Genomic DNA, 14,754 nt, shown 5'->3' with positions numbered 1-14,754 from the left:
TTCAATTTGTTGATTGCAATGATTTATTTGCTGCCCACTTAAGATTAAGTGGGCTTTTTTTTGCCTGTTTTTTACCTGGCTTTTGCCAGCGCTCTCTTTCTATCCCGAGCTGACAACAAAAAACCGGCCTTGTTGGCCGGTTTCCATAAATATTATTAACTCACCGTGGCTTTTTTAATCCAGCGGCTTGCTGAGGCGAATAACCACGCGTCTGTTACGCGCCCGCTCATCTATGGTGTCGTTAGATGCTACATGGCGACGCTCGCCGTGACCATAGGTATGAATACGCTCATTGGGGATACCCGCCGACAGGAAGAGCTGTTTGACCGAATTGGCGCGCTTCTCCGATACTTTCTTGTTCACCGAGCGGCCACCGAAGCTGTCGGTATAGGCATCGATCAACACCAGCTCGACCTCAGGATCATAAGAGAGATACTCCTGCACCTTGGCGATCTGCGCCTTGGAGTATCGAGTCAGCTCAGAGCCGCCAAATTCATAGGTCAGCACGGTAAAGGCGATATCATCGAAACTATAGGGCAAGAGATTGGCCAAACAGGATTTAAACTCGGCGTAACGACGACCAAAATTGGCAGCCGACAGCCCCACGGCAACCTTGCTGGAGCGGTTATACCAATCGGCATAATAGAAGGTCGGTTGCATACCTCGTTCGAGTTCATTGAGCATGGACCAGGCCGCCTTCTTAGGCACCTCGCCACTGAAATATTTCTGATAGGTCAGATCGGTTATCGGACGGGATACCACACCTGGTCGCCAGGCGGGCGCCATGCTCATCAACTTGGCGCTGGTCACCTCGTCGGGCTTCACCCACATATCCAGGCTAAAGTTCAAATCATGATCTTTACCGGCGCGGCTGGTAAACACCGCCTTGCCGTAAGATGGGATCTCATGCTCCAGGCGACAGATGATGGGGGTATTGCCGCTCAGGCGCCAGGAAGACTGTTCCAAAGAGGCCACATAGTGACGCAACTCGGCCTGCGCCGTCGTCGCCAGACTCAAGCCAATCCCGAATGTCATCGCACATAGCACCCTAACCCACATAGACAGTCACTCTTGTTAATTACGTTACTTATCCCTATCGGCCTAATTTAGCATTCCTTTAGCCCATATATTGACCAATCAAACATGACAAGCTCCCATCGGATACTTCATAATAGCCCCCCACTCTTCACTTTGGATATTTTAATGAGCGATATTTGCGACGCACACAAACTTAAGCATAGATTTCGTGGCTACTTTCCCGTCGTCATAGATGTTGAAACCGCGGGTTTTAATGCTCAAACCGATGCGTTGCTGGAGATCGCCGTCACCCTGCTGAAGATGGATGATAATGGCGACTTGGTGCTGGATAAGACGTTACATTATCATATCGAGCCCTTCGAAGGCGCCAACCTAGAGCCAGAAGCCTTGGCGTTTAATGGCATAGACCCAAACAATCCGCTGCGCGGCGCCGTCAGCGAGAAGGAAGCCTTCTTAGAGATTTTTAAAGAGGTCAAGAAGCACCAGAAGGCATCAAATTGTCACCGCAGCATCATAGTGGCCCACAACGCCGCCTTCGACCACGGCTTCGTCACGCAGGCGATTGAGCGCAACGCCCTCAAGCGTACGCCATTTCATCCCTTTGCCACCTTCGACACCGCCGCCCTCTCGGGCCTTGCGTTGGGTCATACCGTTTTGGCCAAGGCCTGTGAGATTGCCGGTATCCCCTTCGACAACAAAGAGGCTCACTCCGCCCTGTATGATACCGAGCGCACCGCCGAGCTGTTTTGTCATATCGTCAACAAGTGGAAGGCCTTAGGCGGCTGGCCGGTGGCCACGCCTAGCGAAGAAACAGGTAGCGATGAAGCAGCCAGCGAGCCGGCTAGCGGGCAAGACACAGATACGAGTGCTAACGGCTAACAAATAGCGAGTATCAATCGTAACTCTTATGAGAGCTTAATAGTGAGAGCTTGATAGCTCGTAGCGGATGCGGCGAGCTATCAATAATTAAACCGATATTTACAGCCCTGTACGACTGTCCAGATTCAGGGCTTTAATTAAATCAAACACCTCATAGATCTCCTTAAACACCTGCTCTATGTCATCGACAAAATCCAGTGGCTTTAGCAGATCCAGTTTAGGTTCAAAATAGTTATGCTTGCAGGCGATCTTAATCAGCAGTCGTCCATCTTTAAAACTCGCCTCTAGTTCGCCACCGTAGAAACGAGACAGTGAGAGCATACGCTCCATGGTCGCCGTATTTAGCAAATATCTCGCCTCGACTTGATCGTCGCTATACACCTGAAACTCTCGCTCAAAGGTTGGGTCTTCCAGCTTTACCCGTGTCAGCTTCTGTTTAAACTGCACTAAGCTGTTGCCAATAACTCCTTTATCCTGACGCACCAGGGTATTACCAGAGAATTTCTTTAATAGCGTAAACTCAATCAAAATCCCTTCGAACAGGGTCTTGTATTGGGGTTTATTGTCTTTAGTCCCTTTATACTCGAGTAGCGTCAGCTCTCTCATCAGGAAAGGCACATTGTGGTATTTGCCCTTAACCGAATCGTCAAAGTAGCCCTTGTCATATTTTGGAAAGAGACCATAGTCCTTATAAGCATCCAGTTCGGGTAAGTTCGACGGATTCAACTCAAAGCTCTTGCCAAAATAGCCGAGCAGCAGTGGATAGATCTCATCGACTATCTTAGTGCGCAATTGATTTATCTCGCTACTCGCCCAGATGATAACGCTTGCCACCGCGACGATAGATAAAAAGGCGCCGGCAAAGCCGATATAAAATACGCCATCTTCAAAATCGAGCACTATTGCGCCATAAAAACTCAGGGCAAAAAATGCCAAAAAGACAGGTAATCCTATCAGGGTGACGGGAGCGCTTATTTTTCTGCGGGCCAGATACTTAGCGGCCGCCGCCTGACGAGCCGACTCATAACGCCGACACCTAGGGGCTATCTGTTTCGCGTAATATTGACTAAAGGCCTGCTTGTCCTCGGCCGGAATCGCAAACTCCATTGGATTCATACATCTATCCTTGCTAATGTCCTTGAGCGACAATTAGCGGATATCTTGCGGCCCACGTCAAGTGATGATGATTCGATCGATTGAAAAACAATCGTTTAGCTTACTCGATTTGATTTGCTTCGAGATAGAGAATCTTGACCTCGGCGAAAGATTATTTACTCAACCGGCTGGCCACAGACTGCCCCGAGGTATATTTAGCCAGAAGCGCATCTATGACGCCCTGGGATCTTAGCTGGCTGATCGCATCGTTAATCTGTCCAAGTAAGGCCTGATGCTCCTTACGCAGGCGGATCACCAACACGCCATCGGAATGCACGGCCGCCAGGGCGATGGGCACCTCCAGCTCCTTGGCCCAATATAGCGCGGTAAGATCGCCTGCAATGGCCGCCTGAATTCGCCCCTTCTGCAAGGCGATGATCAGCTCACGTTCGGACTTGAAATCGATACGCGTATATTCACTGTCATCATGGTAGAGGTAGCCACGCACCGTGCCTATCTCCTGGCCGCGGATCTTCTTGATATCCATCCACTGCTCCTGGTTACCGGCCAGCACCACCACATGCTCCTTTATGGCAAAAATCGGCTGAGACTGCACGAAGGCATCGCCAAGATCCCCTCCCTCGAACCAGCTGGGGCTGACCACATCAAAATCCAGTCCGCCGGTTGCCAATGCTTGATTGGTCCGCTTAGGCGGATAATGTTTTGCATCTAACCTCACTGGGGTTAAGGCGAAGATCTGCGGCACCAACTCGGCCAGGATCCCTGGGTCTTTGATGGTCTCGGGAATAAAGTAAGGGTACCAACTGCTAGATCCGTTGACGTCATAGGAGAGCACAGTCTCGGCGCGAAGCGGCGCCGCTAACATCAGGCAAGAGATAAAGGCTAGAGAGATTCGCATCGAGTTATACCGCACGTCTAATACCCTATGTTTGGTAGCTGACTTCTTGCTCCTTGGATAAGCCACTTGGGCGATAATTCACAGGGAGTTGCTCTAGGTATATCAGTGGTAAACAAAATGATCAATTCATTAACATTTTTACTTTGAAACTACCCGGATTAAATGGCCTAGATCAAATAGCCAAGAGTAAAAGAGCCAAAACCCGCCGCTCGCCTCACCCCGATGAGAAGGAAAGATGATATAGTCGGCCCAGCTTTTTAACCTAGGTTACAACAATTTCCATGAGCGAATCCCCCATGAGCCAATCCCATTTTGACGGCAAGTATGAAGTCGAGCTCAAATACAGGCTCCAAGATAGAAACGCCTTCTTAAGCAAGCTAAAGAGTCTCCCCCACGAGACGATGCTAAAAGACAATGTCGAGTTTGATCGCTACTATGACACCCCTTTAGGGCAGTTGGCTGTGCAGAGTAAACACTTGTGTATCAGGGAGATGCGCCCTTCAAACATCAAGCTGTGGATAGTTAAAGGTCCGGGCGATAAGCAGTGTCAGGCGACTCGCATCGACAATATCGACAGCGCCGCCGATATGCTGCAAACCTTAGGCTATGAGGTAGTGCTGCGGCTTACCAAGACTCGCAGCATCTATTTTATCGACCAGTACCATGTGACGGTCGACAATCTCGAAGGCCTGGGGGATTTTGCCGAGCTGGCGATCATGACAGACGATGAGACCCAGCTGGAATATCACGAACAAGGCCTGCTCGAGCTTGCCCAGCAGCTTGGCCTTACCCAGGATGACAGGGAAACCCGCTCCTATCGCGAGCTGATGCAGACACTCCAAACTGTGCCCTCGCCCGCTTAGAGGCAGACGGCAAGGAAGACGGCAAGAGAGCCCTCACGACATGAGGCTCATGAAATTCAGCCATAAAAAAAGCTGCCCTAGGGCAGCTTTTGACTAACATTTTTACTAACGATATTAATCGCTTATAGTGAGTCAGCGTTGTCAGTCAGGTAAGAAGCAACGCCTTCTGGGCTTGCGTCCATACCCTTGTCACCTTTTTCCCAACCTGCTGGGCAAACGTCACCGTGCTCTTCGTGGAACTGAAGTGCGTCGATCATACGTAGCATCTCGTCAACGTTACGGCCTAGTGGCAGATCGTTAACAACTTGGTGACGAACCTGACCTTCTTTGTCGATCAGGAAAGAACCACGGAAAGCCACACCGGCTTCTGGATGCTCAACATCGTAGGCTTTACAGATATCGTGCTTCACGTCAGCCACTAGCGTGTATTGCACCTGGCCGATACCACCCTTGTCTACTGGGGTGTTACGCCATGCGTTGTGAGTGAACTGAGAATCGATAGAAACACCGATAACTTCTACGCCACGCTTCTTGAACTCTTCCATGCGGTGGTCGAAAGCAATCAACTCAGATGGGCATACGAATGTGAAATCAAGTGGGTAGAAGAATACTACAGCTGGCTTTCCTTTAATCGCTTCGCTTAGGGTAAAGCTATCAACGATTTCGCCATTACCTAGCACTGCTGCAGCTGTAAAATCAGGAGCCGGACGGCCTACTAATACGCTCATTTTTTATCTCCATCTATGGATTGAAAAAGCTTTTAATTCTGAACTCAAAAGCATTATAGGCAGTCACCAGCGGGACACAAGTAATTTGGGATCATTGTCACTTTTTTTAATAAATATTCATCGAGTTGCCCAAGTTATCACCGTCTTCTTTCCGGCCGGTTAGGCTTATTTACACTTACGCAGTAAACTTGAATACAGTTCGGTTACATCTCTTGCTAAATTCTTAGATAAAACGCCATGGCGCTGGACAACACGGGCTATTGCTGGCAAAAATAGCTTCCCATTACAGATTAAAAAATCAGATTGAATCAATATGAATGCAGTTGTTATTGCCGTTTGCTTGATGTTGGGCCTTAGCCTAGCACGCGTGAACGTCGTTATCGCACTCACTGTGAGTGCATTGGTCGCCGGACTCGTCGGCGGCATGAACCTAGACCAGACGGTCGATGCCTTTAATACCGGCCTTGGCGGCGGCGCGCAGATCGCCCTGAGCTATGCCCTGTTGGGCGCCTTTGCCGTGGCCCTTTCACACTCGGGACTCACCACGCTCATCTCCCGCAAGGTGATTGCCCAGTTAGGACAGGAAGAAAGCCCTGGCAACGTCAACAAGGTGCGCTGGTTCCTCTTACTGGCTATCCTGGCCATGGCGGTATCGTCACAAAACATTCTGCCGATTCATATTGCCTTCATTCCGATCTTAATTCCGCCGCTGTTGCATGTGATGTCTAAGCTAAAGCTCGACCGACGTCTGGTGGCCTGTGTGCTCACCTTCGGCCTGGTGACCACCTATATGATCCTGCCCGTGGGCTTTGGTGGTATCTTCCTCAACGACATCTTGCTCTCTAACCTCACCAGCAACAACTTAGATGCGGTGCGCGAGCAGATCCCATCGGCCATGTTAATCCCGGCCCTGGGCATGGTGGTGGGGCTATTCATCGCCGTGTTCATCAGCTATCGCAAGCCAAGAGAGTATAAGGAAGAGTTGATCCTCGCCGCCGAGCCGGAGGAGACACTCAATCGCCGTAACATTATCATCGCCCTAATCGCTATTGCCTCTACCCTGGCGGTGCAGCTCTATACCGGCTCGATGATTTTCGGCGCCCTCATCGGCTTTATCATCTTTAGCTTCTCCGGCGCCCTCAAGCATGTGGCCGATCAGGATATCTTTAACCAAGGCGTACGCATGATGGCCAACATAGGCTTCATCATGATCTCAGCCGCCGGTTTTGCCGCCGTGGTCAAGGCCACTGGCGACGTGGGCACCCTGGTTGACTCTCTCAGTCATCTTATCGGCGATAACCGCGCCTTGGCGGCCTTCTTGATGTTGGTAGTCGGTCTGCTGATCACCATGGGAATCGGCTCATCGTTTTCCACCATCCCGATTATTGCCACCATCTATGTGCCGCTGGCCATCAGCTTTGGCTTCTCGGTACCGGCCACCATAGCGCTCGTCGGCACGGCCGCGGCGCTGGGGGATGCGGGCTCACCGGCATCGGATTCGACCCTGGGCCCAACCGCGGGTCTTAACGCCGACGGTCAGCATGATCACATTCGTGACAGCGTTATCCCAACCTTTATCCACTACAATATCCCGCTATTGATCTCGGGTTGGATTGCGGCCATGGTGCTCTAACAAGGACATAGCACTTTAATCGAGTCCAGGCACAAAAGTCAGCCAACAAAAAAGGAGCCTTAGGCTCCTTTTTTACGGCTCACCATATTTAATATGGCTTGCTACTAGATACTAGGTCTAACTTAACGTATTACTTAGTACCGAAGATCTTATCGCCAGCATCACCCAGACCAGGCAGGATGTAACCGTTCTCGTTAAGGCACTTATCGATAGAGGCGGTGTAAAGCTCGATATCAGGATGGGCCTTCTCAAGCGCCGCGATGCCTTCAGGCGCCGCTACTAATACCAACGCCTTGATTGAGGTGCAGCCACGCTCTTTAAGCAGATCGATAGTTGAGATCATAGAGCCGCCAGTTGCCAACATAGGGTCGACCACCAATGCGATACGCTCATGCATATTGCTGGCAAGCTTCTCAAAATATGGCACAGGCTCCAGCGTTTCCTCGTCGCGGTAGATACCCACAACAGAGATACGTGCGCTCGGGACGTGCTCAAGTACGCCATCCATCATGCCAAGACCGGCACGCAGGATAGGCACTACGGTAACCTTCTTACCCTTGATCTGCTCAACTTCTACTGGACCGTTCCATCCTTCGATAGTGACCTTCTCGGTTTCAAAGTCAGCGGTCGCTTCATAGGTCAACAGGCTACCCACTTCAGCCGCTAACTCACGGAAACGCTTAGTACTAATATCTCCTTCACGCATCAAGCCAATCTTATGACGTACCAGAGGATGCTTAACTTCGACCACTTTCATCGTTTTCTCCTGATCTATTCCAGTTTTTCCAGCAAATTGTACCGATTCTAGTAGATTTGTTCACAATCGAAAACATAAAGTTTTACAAACACGGTAAATCGTGACCTAAGTCCGTTTGAATATTCAAAATCATCCCTTTCGAGTGCCTACACAAGCTGATAGAATAGCGCCGCATAAAAATCCAATAACGATGTACCCGAGAGGATCCTCCGTGAGCACTCCTACCCAGCTAAGCTATAAAGATGCAGGTGTTGATATCGACGCAGGCAATGCCCTTGTAGACAATATCAAATCTGCCGTTAAACGTACCCACCGCCCCGAAGTCATGGGCAACCTAGGTGGTTTTGGCGCACTTTGCGAGCTGCCAACTAAGTACAAACATCCAGTTCTTGTGTCTGGCACCGATGGTGTTGGTACCAAGCTTAGACTGGCTATCGATTATCAGAAACATGACAGCGTAGGTATCGACCTGGTTGCCATGTGTGTCAACGATCTGATTGTTGCCGGTGCAGAGCCCCTGTTTTTCCTCGACTATTACGCCACTGGCAAGCTAGATGTTGCGACCGCGACCTCTGTGGTTAACGGCATTGCCGAAGGTTGTGCTCAATCAGGTTGCGCCCTGATCGGTGGTGAAACCGCCGAAATGCCTGGCATGTACGAAGGCGAAGACTACGACTTAGCTGGCTTCTGCGTCGGCGTGGTCGAGAAAGAAGATGTACTCGACGGTTCTAAAGTGGTTGCCGGTGACGCGCTGATCGCCCTGGGCTCAAGCGGTCCACACTCAAACGGTTACTCGCTGATCCGTAAGGTATTGGAAGTGAGCAAGGCCGATCCTCAGCAAGACCTCGAAGGCAAGCCGCTTATCGATCACCTGCTGGAACCGACCAAGATTTATGTTAAGCCGCTGCTTAAGCTGCTTGAGAAGCATGACATCCATGCCATGGCGCATATCACTGGCGGTGGCTTCTGGGAAAACATCCCACGCGTGCTACCTAATGATGCTAAAGCCGTGGTAAAAGGCGACTCATGGCAATGGCCTACCGTTTTCAACTGGTTGATGGAAAACGGTAATATCGCCGAGTTTGAAATGTACCGTACCTTCAACTGTGGTGTTGGCATGATCATCGCCCTACCACAGGATCAGGTCGATGCGGCGCTAACCCTGCTTAAGGCCGAAGGTGAAAACGCTTGGCTCATCGGTGACATTGCCAGCCGCAATGGCGACGAAGAGCAAGTGGAGATTTGCTAATGTCCAACTGCTGTCGCGTTCTCGTCCTGGTCTCTGGTAATGGCAGCAATCTGCAAGCCATCATCGACGGTTGTGACGATAACCTGGACGCCGAAGTCGTTGGGGTGATCAGCAATAAGCCCGATGCCTATGGCCTGGTGCGCGCACATCAGAGTGAGATCGATACCAGCTGCGTGATCCCCCATGAGGGCGAGTCTCGCAGCGACTATGATCTGCGTCTCAAGGCGGCCATCAACAAGTACCAGCCAGATCTTATCGTGCTGGCAGGCTTTATGCGTATCCTGAGCGATGATTTCGTCAAGCAGTTCGAGGGGCGAATGATCAACATTCACCCTTCACTGCTACCGAAATACACAGGCCTGCATACCCACCAGCGGGCGATCGACGCCGGTGACAGCGAGCATGGCGCCAGCGTCCACTTCGTGACCCCAGAGCTGGATGCCGGCCCTGTGATCCTGCAGGCCAAGGTGCCCGTCTATCCCGAGGATGATGCCAGCCTGCTGGCAGAAAGGGTCCATGAGCAGGAACACGCCATCTATCCCCTGGTGGTGAAGTGGTTCAGCCAGCAGCGTCTGCGTATGACAGACGGCAAGGCCTACCTTGACGATCAACTGTTAAGCCCAATGGGCTACGCCGCCGACTGACCCCGGCCTATTGTCAGCTATCTAACAAAGAGACCTCAGGGTCTCTTTTTTATTGGCGTAAGCGCATTCTTAAACAGCTTGTATGTTATGCCTTACCTCTTTGACGACATACCTTGAGCCACAGCAGAACCTCCCGGCCAACTTAACCACTAGACCCAAAGCATCCCTTTATTGCTGGCCAGACTAAATAATTCACCAAATTACGTTGTTTTTAAAACACAATTGGTTTTAGATGAAGGCAGTTGACTTTCTGCTAGCAAGATGAGACCTAAGATGAAAAACGTAATTTGTGATATTGATGGTGTACTGCTACATGACAATAAGTTGATCCCTGGCAGCGATAAGTTCATCCATCGCATTCTCGAGCAGGGAAACCCGCTGGTCATATTGACCAACTACCCGGTACAGACGGGTAAAGATCTCCAAAACCGCCTCGGCGCCGCCGGGATCCAGGTACCAGAGGAGTGTTTCTACACCTCGGCCATGGCCACGGCAGACTTCCTCAAGCATCAGACGGGTGATAAGGCCTTTGTGATCGGCGAAGGCGCCCTCACCCACGAGCTCTATAAGGCCGGCTTTACCATTACCGACATCAACCCAGATTTTGTCATCGTCGGTGAGACCCGCTCCTACAACTGGGACATGATCCACAAGGCCGCCCAGTTTGTCGCCGCCGGCGCCCGCTTCATCGCTACCAACCCGGATACTCACGGCCCGGCCCACAGCCCCGCTTGTGGCGCCCTGTGCGCCCCTATCGAGCGCATCTCGGGTCGCATGCCCTTCTACGTGGGTAAGCCCAGCTCCTGGATCATCCGCAGCGCCCTGAACCATATCGGCGGCCACTCGGAAAATACGGTGATCATCGGCGACAACATGCGCACCGATATCCTGGCAGGATTCCAGGCGGGTCTGGAGACCATCTTAGTCACCAGCGGCGTAAGTCAGATAAAAGATATCGACAAGGAGCCTTTCAGGCCCAACCATGTGTTTGACTGCGCCGGTGATATCGACGTCATCTAGCCTGTTTAGCCAAAGAATTCACTAGCCAAGACGCGCGGCCCAGACCGCGCGTTTTTTATCCTCTGCCTGCACAAGATTTATTCCTGTCAGCCCTAGTGACATCAGCCTTTCACCAAACATAAAGCGTAACATTTAATCGCCCCGCCTCCCTTGCCAAGGCCCGTCATCTTATTCATCATGTGGTCGCGATTAATAAATAACAAAAACAAATAGGAAGTCCCATGCGTTTTGCCCTACCCACCTGTGCTCTGGTGCTCCTCAGCGCCTGCAGCCAGCATGCTCCCCAGCTAAGTAGCGAGGAGCAAGTTCCCGCCTTTAACGAAGCCAGATTCAGGCTGGATATTCAGACCCTCTCCTCAGATAAATTTGAGGGCCGCGCCCCCACTACCCAGGGTGAGGCGCTGACGCTGGATTACCTGAGCAAGGCCTTTGCCGCCGCAGGACTGGTCGGTGCCAACGATGGCAGCTTCCTGCAGCCTGTGCCTATGGTCAGCTACACCGCCAGCGAATCGCAAACCATTACCCTGGGCGATCTGCCAATGCACTACCGTCAGGATATCGTCCTGGGCAGTCGCCATGACAACCAAGGGGTGGAGATTAAAGATGCGCCGCTGGTCTTTGTCGGCTATGGCATCAAGGCGCCTGAATATCATTGGGACGACTATCAAGGCCTGGATATGAAGGGCAAGATCGCCCTGATCCTGGTGAACGACCCCGGCTTTGCCCTACCCGAGTCAGGCAAGTTTAATGGCAAAGCGATGACCTACTACGGCCGCTGGAGCTATAAATTTGAGGAAGCCAGCCGCCAAGGCGCGCTCGGCGCCATCATCATCCACGATACCAAGCCTGCTTCATATCCTTGGTCAGTGGTAGAAAACAGCTGGACAGGGGCTCAGCAAGATCTGGTACTGGATAAGGCCACGCAGGACAGCCGCGTACAGGTCGAAGGCTGGATCACCAAGGAGAAAGCCAGCGAGTTGTTCGACAGCGCTGGCTTGTCGCTGGCGACCTTAAGCGATCGCGCCGCCAGCAGCCCGGTGAATGTGGCGCTTGAAAAATCCGCCAGCATCGCCTTCGCCAACAAGGCAGAATATGCCGATAGCTACAACGTAGTGGCCACCCTCCCCGGCCAAGGCGCCAGTGATGAGCAGATCCTCTTTACCGCCCACTGGGACCATATCGGCGTGGACAGCAGCAAGCAGGGCGATCAGATCTATAACGGCGCCTTGGACAACGCCTCTGGCACCGCAGGGATCCTGGAGATTGCCCGCCAGTTTGCCACCCAGGCCAAGCAAGGTAAGCCGCTTAAGCGCTCGCTCACCTTCGTCGCCACCACAGGCGAAGAGCAGGGATTGTTAGGTTCGCGCTACTACGCCGCCAACCCTGTCTATCCGCTGGACAAGACAGTAGCCGTCTTCAACCTGGACAGCACCAATATCTATGGCCGTACATCGGATTACACTATCGTAGGCAAAGGCAAGTCACAGCTGGAAACCTATCTGGTCGAGGCGGCCAGCGGCCAGCAGCGCACCGCAGTGAGTGAGACACGTCCTGAATCTGGCGGCTTCTTCCGCTCAGACCACTTCAGCTTCGCCAAGTATGGTGTGCCTGCGGTATTTGCCGGTGGCGGCAACAACCCGGTCGATGATGCCACGGCCAAGTACAAGGCTGAGATGAAAGCGCAGATGAAGGGCTGTTACCACAATGTCTGCGACGAATATCGCGCCGACTGGGATCTCTCCGGCGCCCTGGAAGACCTTGGAGTCTACTATCAGGCCGCTCAACGCCTGGGTAACAACGGCGACTGGCCCGGCTATTATGCCGGCACCGAGTTCCACCAACTGCGCCCGGCAACCACAAACACGACTGCAACCGCCGAGTAACTAAGGTTTTCGGCAACACATGAAGGCTTCCATCGGAAGCCTTTTTGTTTATTTATCCGCCAGTCACGCCGCTTTTTACCAACTCGACTAAAATCCAGCCTGAGATTCAGAATGCACAAATCCCACCTCAGATATGGGAGCAAAAATAGAGATTCCACAATTAAAACCGCAAACAGCAAAACAAAACTCAAAATCGTCGCCACAAAAACCACAAAAACATCATCTAAAACGCATATTTTATGACGTTTTGATAATTTTTAGACTTGGCAGATGAAGAAAATGCTGTCAAAGTGATTGGCAACTGAGATTTATACCGTTTTCTGGAGCTTTCATTATGTGTTCAATATTTGCGATTCTCGACATCCAAACCGATGCCACGCCGCTACGCCAAGTTGCCCTGGAGATGTCCAAGTTGCTGCGTCATCGCGGCCCCGACTGGTCAGGGATCTACGCCAGCGACAAGGCGATCCTCGCCCATGAGCGTCTGGCCATCGTCGATATCGAACATGGCGCCCAGCCACTGTTATCAGAAGATGGAAGCCTGATCCTGGCGGTCAACGGTGAGATCTACAACCACAAGGAACTCAAGGCCGAATTGGGTGACAAGTACAGCTACCAGACCAACTCAGACTGCGAGGTGATCCTCGCCCTGTATCAGGAATATGGCACCGAATTTCTGGACAAGCTCAACGGTATCTTCGCCTTCGTGCTCTACGACAAGCGCAGCGACAGCTACCTGATTGGTCGGGATCACATGGGGATAATCCCCCTCTACACAGGCCATGATGCCGAAGGCAACTTCTATGTCGCCTCGGAGATGAAGGCGCTGATGCCCGTCTGTAAGACGGTCGAGACCTTCAAACCAGGCCACTACCTGACCAAGAGCGGTGAGACCCACTACTACCAGCGCGACTGGCAGTCTTTCGAGGCAGTACAGGACAACGCGGCCAGCGTGGAAGAACTGCGCGAGGCACTAGAAGCCGCGGTCAAGCGTCAGCTGATGTCAGATGTACCCTACGGCGTACTGCTCTCCGGCGGACTGGACTCTTCCGTGGTATCGGCCATCACCCAGACCTTCGCCAAGCGCCGCATCGAAGATGACGGTGCCAGCGATGCCTGGTGGCCGCAGCTACACTCCTTCGCCGTTGGTCTGACCGGCGCGCCGGATCTGGCGGCGGCGCAGAAGGTGGCCGATGCCATAGGCACCATACACCATGAGATCACCTTCAGCTTCCAGGAAGGCCTTGATGCACTTAAGGATGTGATCTATCACCTGGAGACTTACGATGTCACCACCATACGTGCGGCAACCCCCATGTATCTGATGGCCCGTAAGATCAAGGCGATGGGGATCAAGATGGTATTGTCTGGCGAAGGCGCCGACGAACTGTTTGGCGGCTATCTCTATTTCCACAAGGCGCCAAACGCTCAGGCCTTCCACGAGGAGCTGGTGCGTAAACTAGATAAGCTGCACCTGTTCGACTGCCTGCGCGCCAACAAGGCGATGGCGGCCTGGGGGTTAGAGGCGCGCGTGCCCTTCCTCGACAAGGCGTTTATCGACACGGCGATGCGTATCAACCCTGAGGCCAAGATGTCCAAAGATGGTCGTATAGAGAAGCATATCCTGCGTCAGGCCTTCGAGCACAAGTTGCCGCAAGAGGTGGCCTGGCGTCAGAAGGAGCAGTTTAGCGATGGCGTCGGCTACTCCTGGATCGATGGCCTGAAGGAACATGCCGCGGCCCAGGTGGACGATCTGCAACTGGCCAACGCCAAGTTCAGGTTCCCTTACAACACGCCGGAAACCAAGGAAGCCTACTTCTACCGTTGCTTCTTCGAAGAGCACTTCCCGCTGCCATCGGCCGCCGAGACAGTGCCAGGGGGCAAGTCGGTCGCCTGCTCTACCCCCGAGGCGCTGGCCTGGGATGAGAGCCTGCAAGGGATCATCGACCCCTCGGGCCGTGCGGTACAATCGGTGCACGAGAGCGCCTACTAGGCACTGCATTTGATCAAGCATAAAAAAGAGACCACAGGGTCTCTTTTTTTATG

The 14,754-nt window shown here is 52.4% G+C and carries 13 protein-coding genes; 8 read left to right on the top strand and 5 right to left on the bottom strand.

The window, feature by feature from the left end; translation table 11 throughout:
* Nucleotides 1–174: 174 nt before the first annotated feature.
* Complete coding sequence (locus K0H80_RS07720) at nt 175–1,035, bottom strand: flagellar protein MotY (protein WP_011865320.1); 861 nt, start codon at nt 1,033–1,035, stop codon at nt 175–177.
* 168 nt (nt 1,036–1,203) lie between these two features.
* Here K0H80_RS07720 and rnt point away from each other — a divergent pair, with 168 nt between their 5' ends.
* Entirely contained in the window at nt 1,204–1,917 is a 714-nt protein-coding gene (rnt, locus tag K0H80_RS07715; protein WP_258406208.1) for a ribonuclease T, read from the top strand.
* 99 nt (nt 1,918–2,016) lie between these two features.
* Here rnt and K0H80_RS07710 read toward each other — a convergent pair whose 3' ends face one another.
* On the bottom strand, nt 2,017–3,033 hold the full coding sequence (locus tag K0H80_RS07710; RefSeq protein WP_220073611.1) for a DUF3137 domain-containing protein: 1,017 nt from the start codon (nt 3,031–3,033) through the stop codon (nt 2,017–2,019).
* A gap of 151 nt (nt 3,034–3,184) precedes the next feature.
* Nucleotides 3,185–3,931 carry a substrate-binding periplasmic protein gene (locus K0H80_RS07705; protein WP_220073610.1) on the bottom strand — a complete coding sequence of 249 codons (747 nt, stop codon included), beginning with the start codon at nt 3,929–3,931 and terminating at the stop codon, nt 3,185–3,187.
* Nucleotides 3,932–4,227: 296 nt separating this feature from the next.
* Here K0H80_RS07705 and cyaB point away from each other — a divergent pair, with 296 nt between their 5' ends.
* The gene (cyaB, locus tag K0H80_RS07700; RefSeq protein ID WP_258406207.1) at nt 4,228–4,794 is read left to right on the top strand and encodes a class IV adenylate cyclase; all 567 of its coding nucleotides are present in this window, start codon (nt 4,228–4,230) and stop codon (nt 4,792–4,794) included.
* A 122-nt stretch (nt 4,795–4,916) separates the two neighbouring features.
* Here the strand turns inward: cyaB and K0H80_RS07695 are convergent, their stop codons facing one another.
* The gene (locus K0H80_RS07695; RefSeq protein WP_011865315.1) at nt 4,917–5,522 is read right to left on the bottom strand and encodes a peroxiredoxin; all 606 of its coding nucleotides are present in this window, start codon (nt 5,520–5,522) and stop codon (nt 4,917–4,919) included.
* Nucleotides 5,523–5,835: 313 nt separating this feature from the next.
* Here K0H80_RS07695 and K0H80_RS07690 point away from each other — a divergent pair, with 313 nt between their 5' ends.
* The gene (locus K0H80_RS07690; protein ID WP_220044864.1) at nt 5,836–7,155 is read left to right on the top strand and encodes a Na+/H+ antiporter family protein; all 1,320 of its coding nucleotides are present in this window, start codon (nt 5,836–5,838) and stop codon (nt 7,153–7,155) included.
* A 130-nt stretch (nt 7,156–7,285) separates the two neighbouring features.
* On the opposite strand, the gene upp is transcribed toward K0H80_RS07690, so the two are convergent.
* The gene (upp, locus tag K0H80_RS07685; protein WP_011865313.1) at nt 7,286–7,912 is read right to left on the bottom strand and encodes a uracil phosphoribosyltransferase; all 627 of its coding nucleotides are present in this window, start codon (nt 7,910–7,912) and stop codon (nt 7,286–7,288) included.
* 211 nt (nt 7,913–8,123) lie between these two features.
* Here upp and purM point away from each other — a divergent pair, with 211 nt between their 5' ends.
* The 5 genes from purM to asnB all read left to right on the top strand — a co-directional run bounded on the left by purM (nt 8,124) and on the right by asnB (nt 14,701).
* Nucleotides 8,124–9,161 (top strand): phosphoribosylformylglycinamidine cyclo-ligase, encoded by a 1,038-nt coding sequence (purM, locus tag K0H80_RS07680; RefSeq protein WP_220073608.1) that lies wholly within the window; start codon nt 8,124–8,126, stop codon nt 9,159–9,161.
* Nucleotides 9,161–9,805 (top strand): phosphoribosylglycinamide formyltransferase, encoded by a 645-nt coding sequence (gene purN / locus K0H80_RS07675; protein WP_220073607.1) that lies wholly within the window; start codon nt 9,161–9,163, stop codon nt 9,803–9,805. The genes purM and purN overlap by 1 nt, the downstream gene beginning before the upstream one ends.
* A 273-nt stretch (nt 9,806–10,078) precedes the next feature.
* Nucleotides 10,079–10,825 carry an HAD-IIA family hydrolase gene (locus K0H80_RS07670; protein WP_041406575.1) on the top strand — a complete coding sequence of 249 codons (747 nt, stop codon included), beginning with the start codon at nt 10,079–10,081 and terminating at the stop codon, nt 10,823–10,825.
* 221 nt (nt 10,826–11,046) lie between these two features.
* Nucleotides 11,047–12,708, top strand: coding sequence for a M28 family metallopeptidase (locus tag K0H80_RS07665; RefSeq protein WP_220073606.1), 1,662 nt, complete (start codon nt 11,047–11,049; stop codon nt 12,706–12,708).
* A gap of 334 nt (nt 12,709–13,042) precedes the next feature.
* Nucleotides 13,043–14,701, top strand: coding sequence for an asparagine synthase B (gene asnB, locus K0H80_RS07660; protein WP_220058512.1), 1,659 nt, complete (start codon nt 13,043–13,045; stop codon nt 14,699–14,701).
* The last annotated feature ends 53 nt before the right edge of the window (nt 14,702–14,754 follow it).

The organism is Shewanella aegiceratis (genome assembly GCF_019457495.1).
GTDB lineage: Bacteria > Pseudomonadota > Gammaproteobacteria > Enterobacterales > Shewanellaceae > Shewanella > Shewanella loihica.
Note: the sequence above shows the minus strand (reverse complement) of the source record. Positions and strands in the feature narration are given on the sequence as shown.

Bases quoted from the DNA above. Each gene is read 5' to 3' on its own strand.
- K0H80_RS07720 (WP_011865320.1), bottom strand. From the start codon at position 1,035: ATGACATTCGGGATTGGCTTGAGTCTGGCGACGACGGCGCAGGCCGAG.
- rnt (WP_258406208.1), top strand. From the start codon at position 1,204: ATGAGCGATATTTGCGACGCACACAAACTTAAGCATAGATTTCGTGGC.
- K0H80_RS07710 (WP_220073611.1), bottom strand. From the start codon at position 3,033: ATGAATCCAATGGAGTTTGCGATTCCGGCCGAGGACAAGCAGGCCTTT.
- K0H80_RS07705 (WP_220073610.1), bottom strand. From the start codon at position 3,931: ATGCGAATCTCTCTAGCCTTTATCTCTTGCCTGATGTTAGCGGCGCCG.
- cyaB (WP_258406207.1), top strand. From the start codon at position 4,228: ATGAGCCAATCCCATTTTGACGGCAAGTATGAAGTCGAGCTCAAATAC.
- K0H80_RS07695 (WP_011865315.1), bottom strand. From the start codon at position 5,522: ATGAGCGTATTAGTAGGCCGTCCGGCTCCTGATTTTACAGCTGCAGCA.
- K0H80_RS07690 (WP_220044864.1), top strand. From the start codon at position 5,836: ATGAATGCAGTTGTTATTGCCGTTTGCTTGATGTTGGGCCTTAGCCTA.
- upp (WP_011865313.1), bottom strand. From the start codon at position 7,912: ATGAAAGTGGTCGAAGTTAAGCATCCTCTGGTACGTCATAAGATTGGC.
- purN (WP_220073607.1), top strand. From the start codon at position 9,161: ATGTCCAACTGCTGTCGCGTTCTCGTCCTGGTCTCTGGTAATGGCAGC.
- K0H80_RS07670 (WP_041406575.1), top strand. From the start codon at position 10,079: ATGAAAAACGTAATTTGTGATATTGATGGTGTACTGCTACATGACAAT.
- K0H80_RS07665 (WP_220073606.1), top strand. From the start codon at position 11,047: ATGCGTTTTGCCCTACCCACCTGTGCTCTGGTGCTCCTCAGCGCCTGC.
- asnB (WP_220058512.1), top strand. From the start codon at position 13,043: ATGTGTTCAATATTTGCGATTCTCGACATCCAAACCGATGCCACGCCG.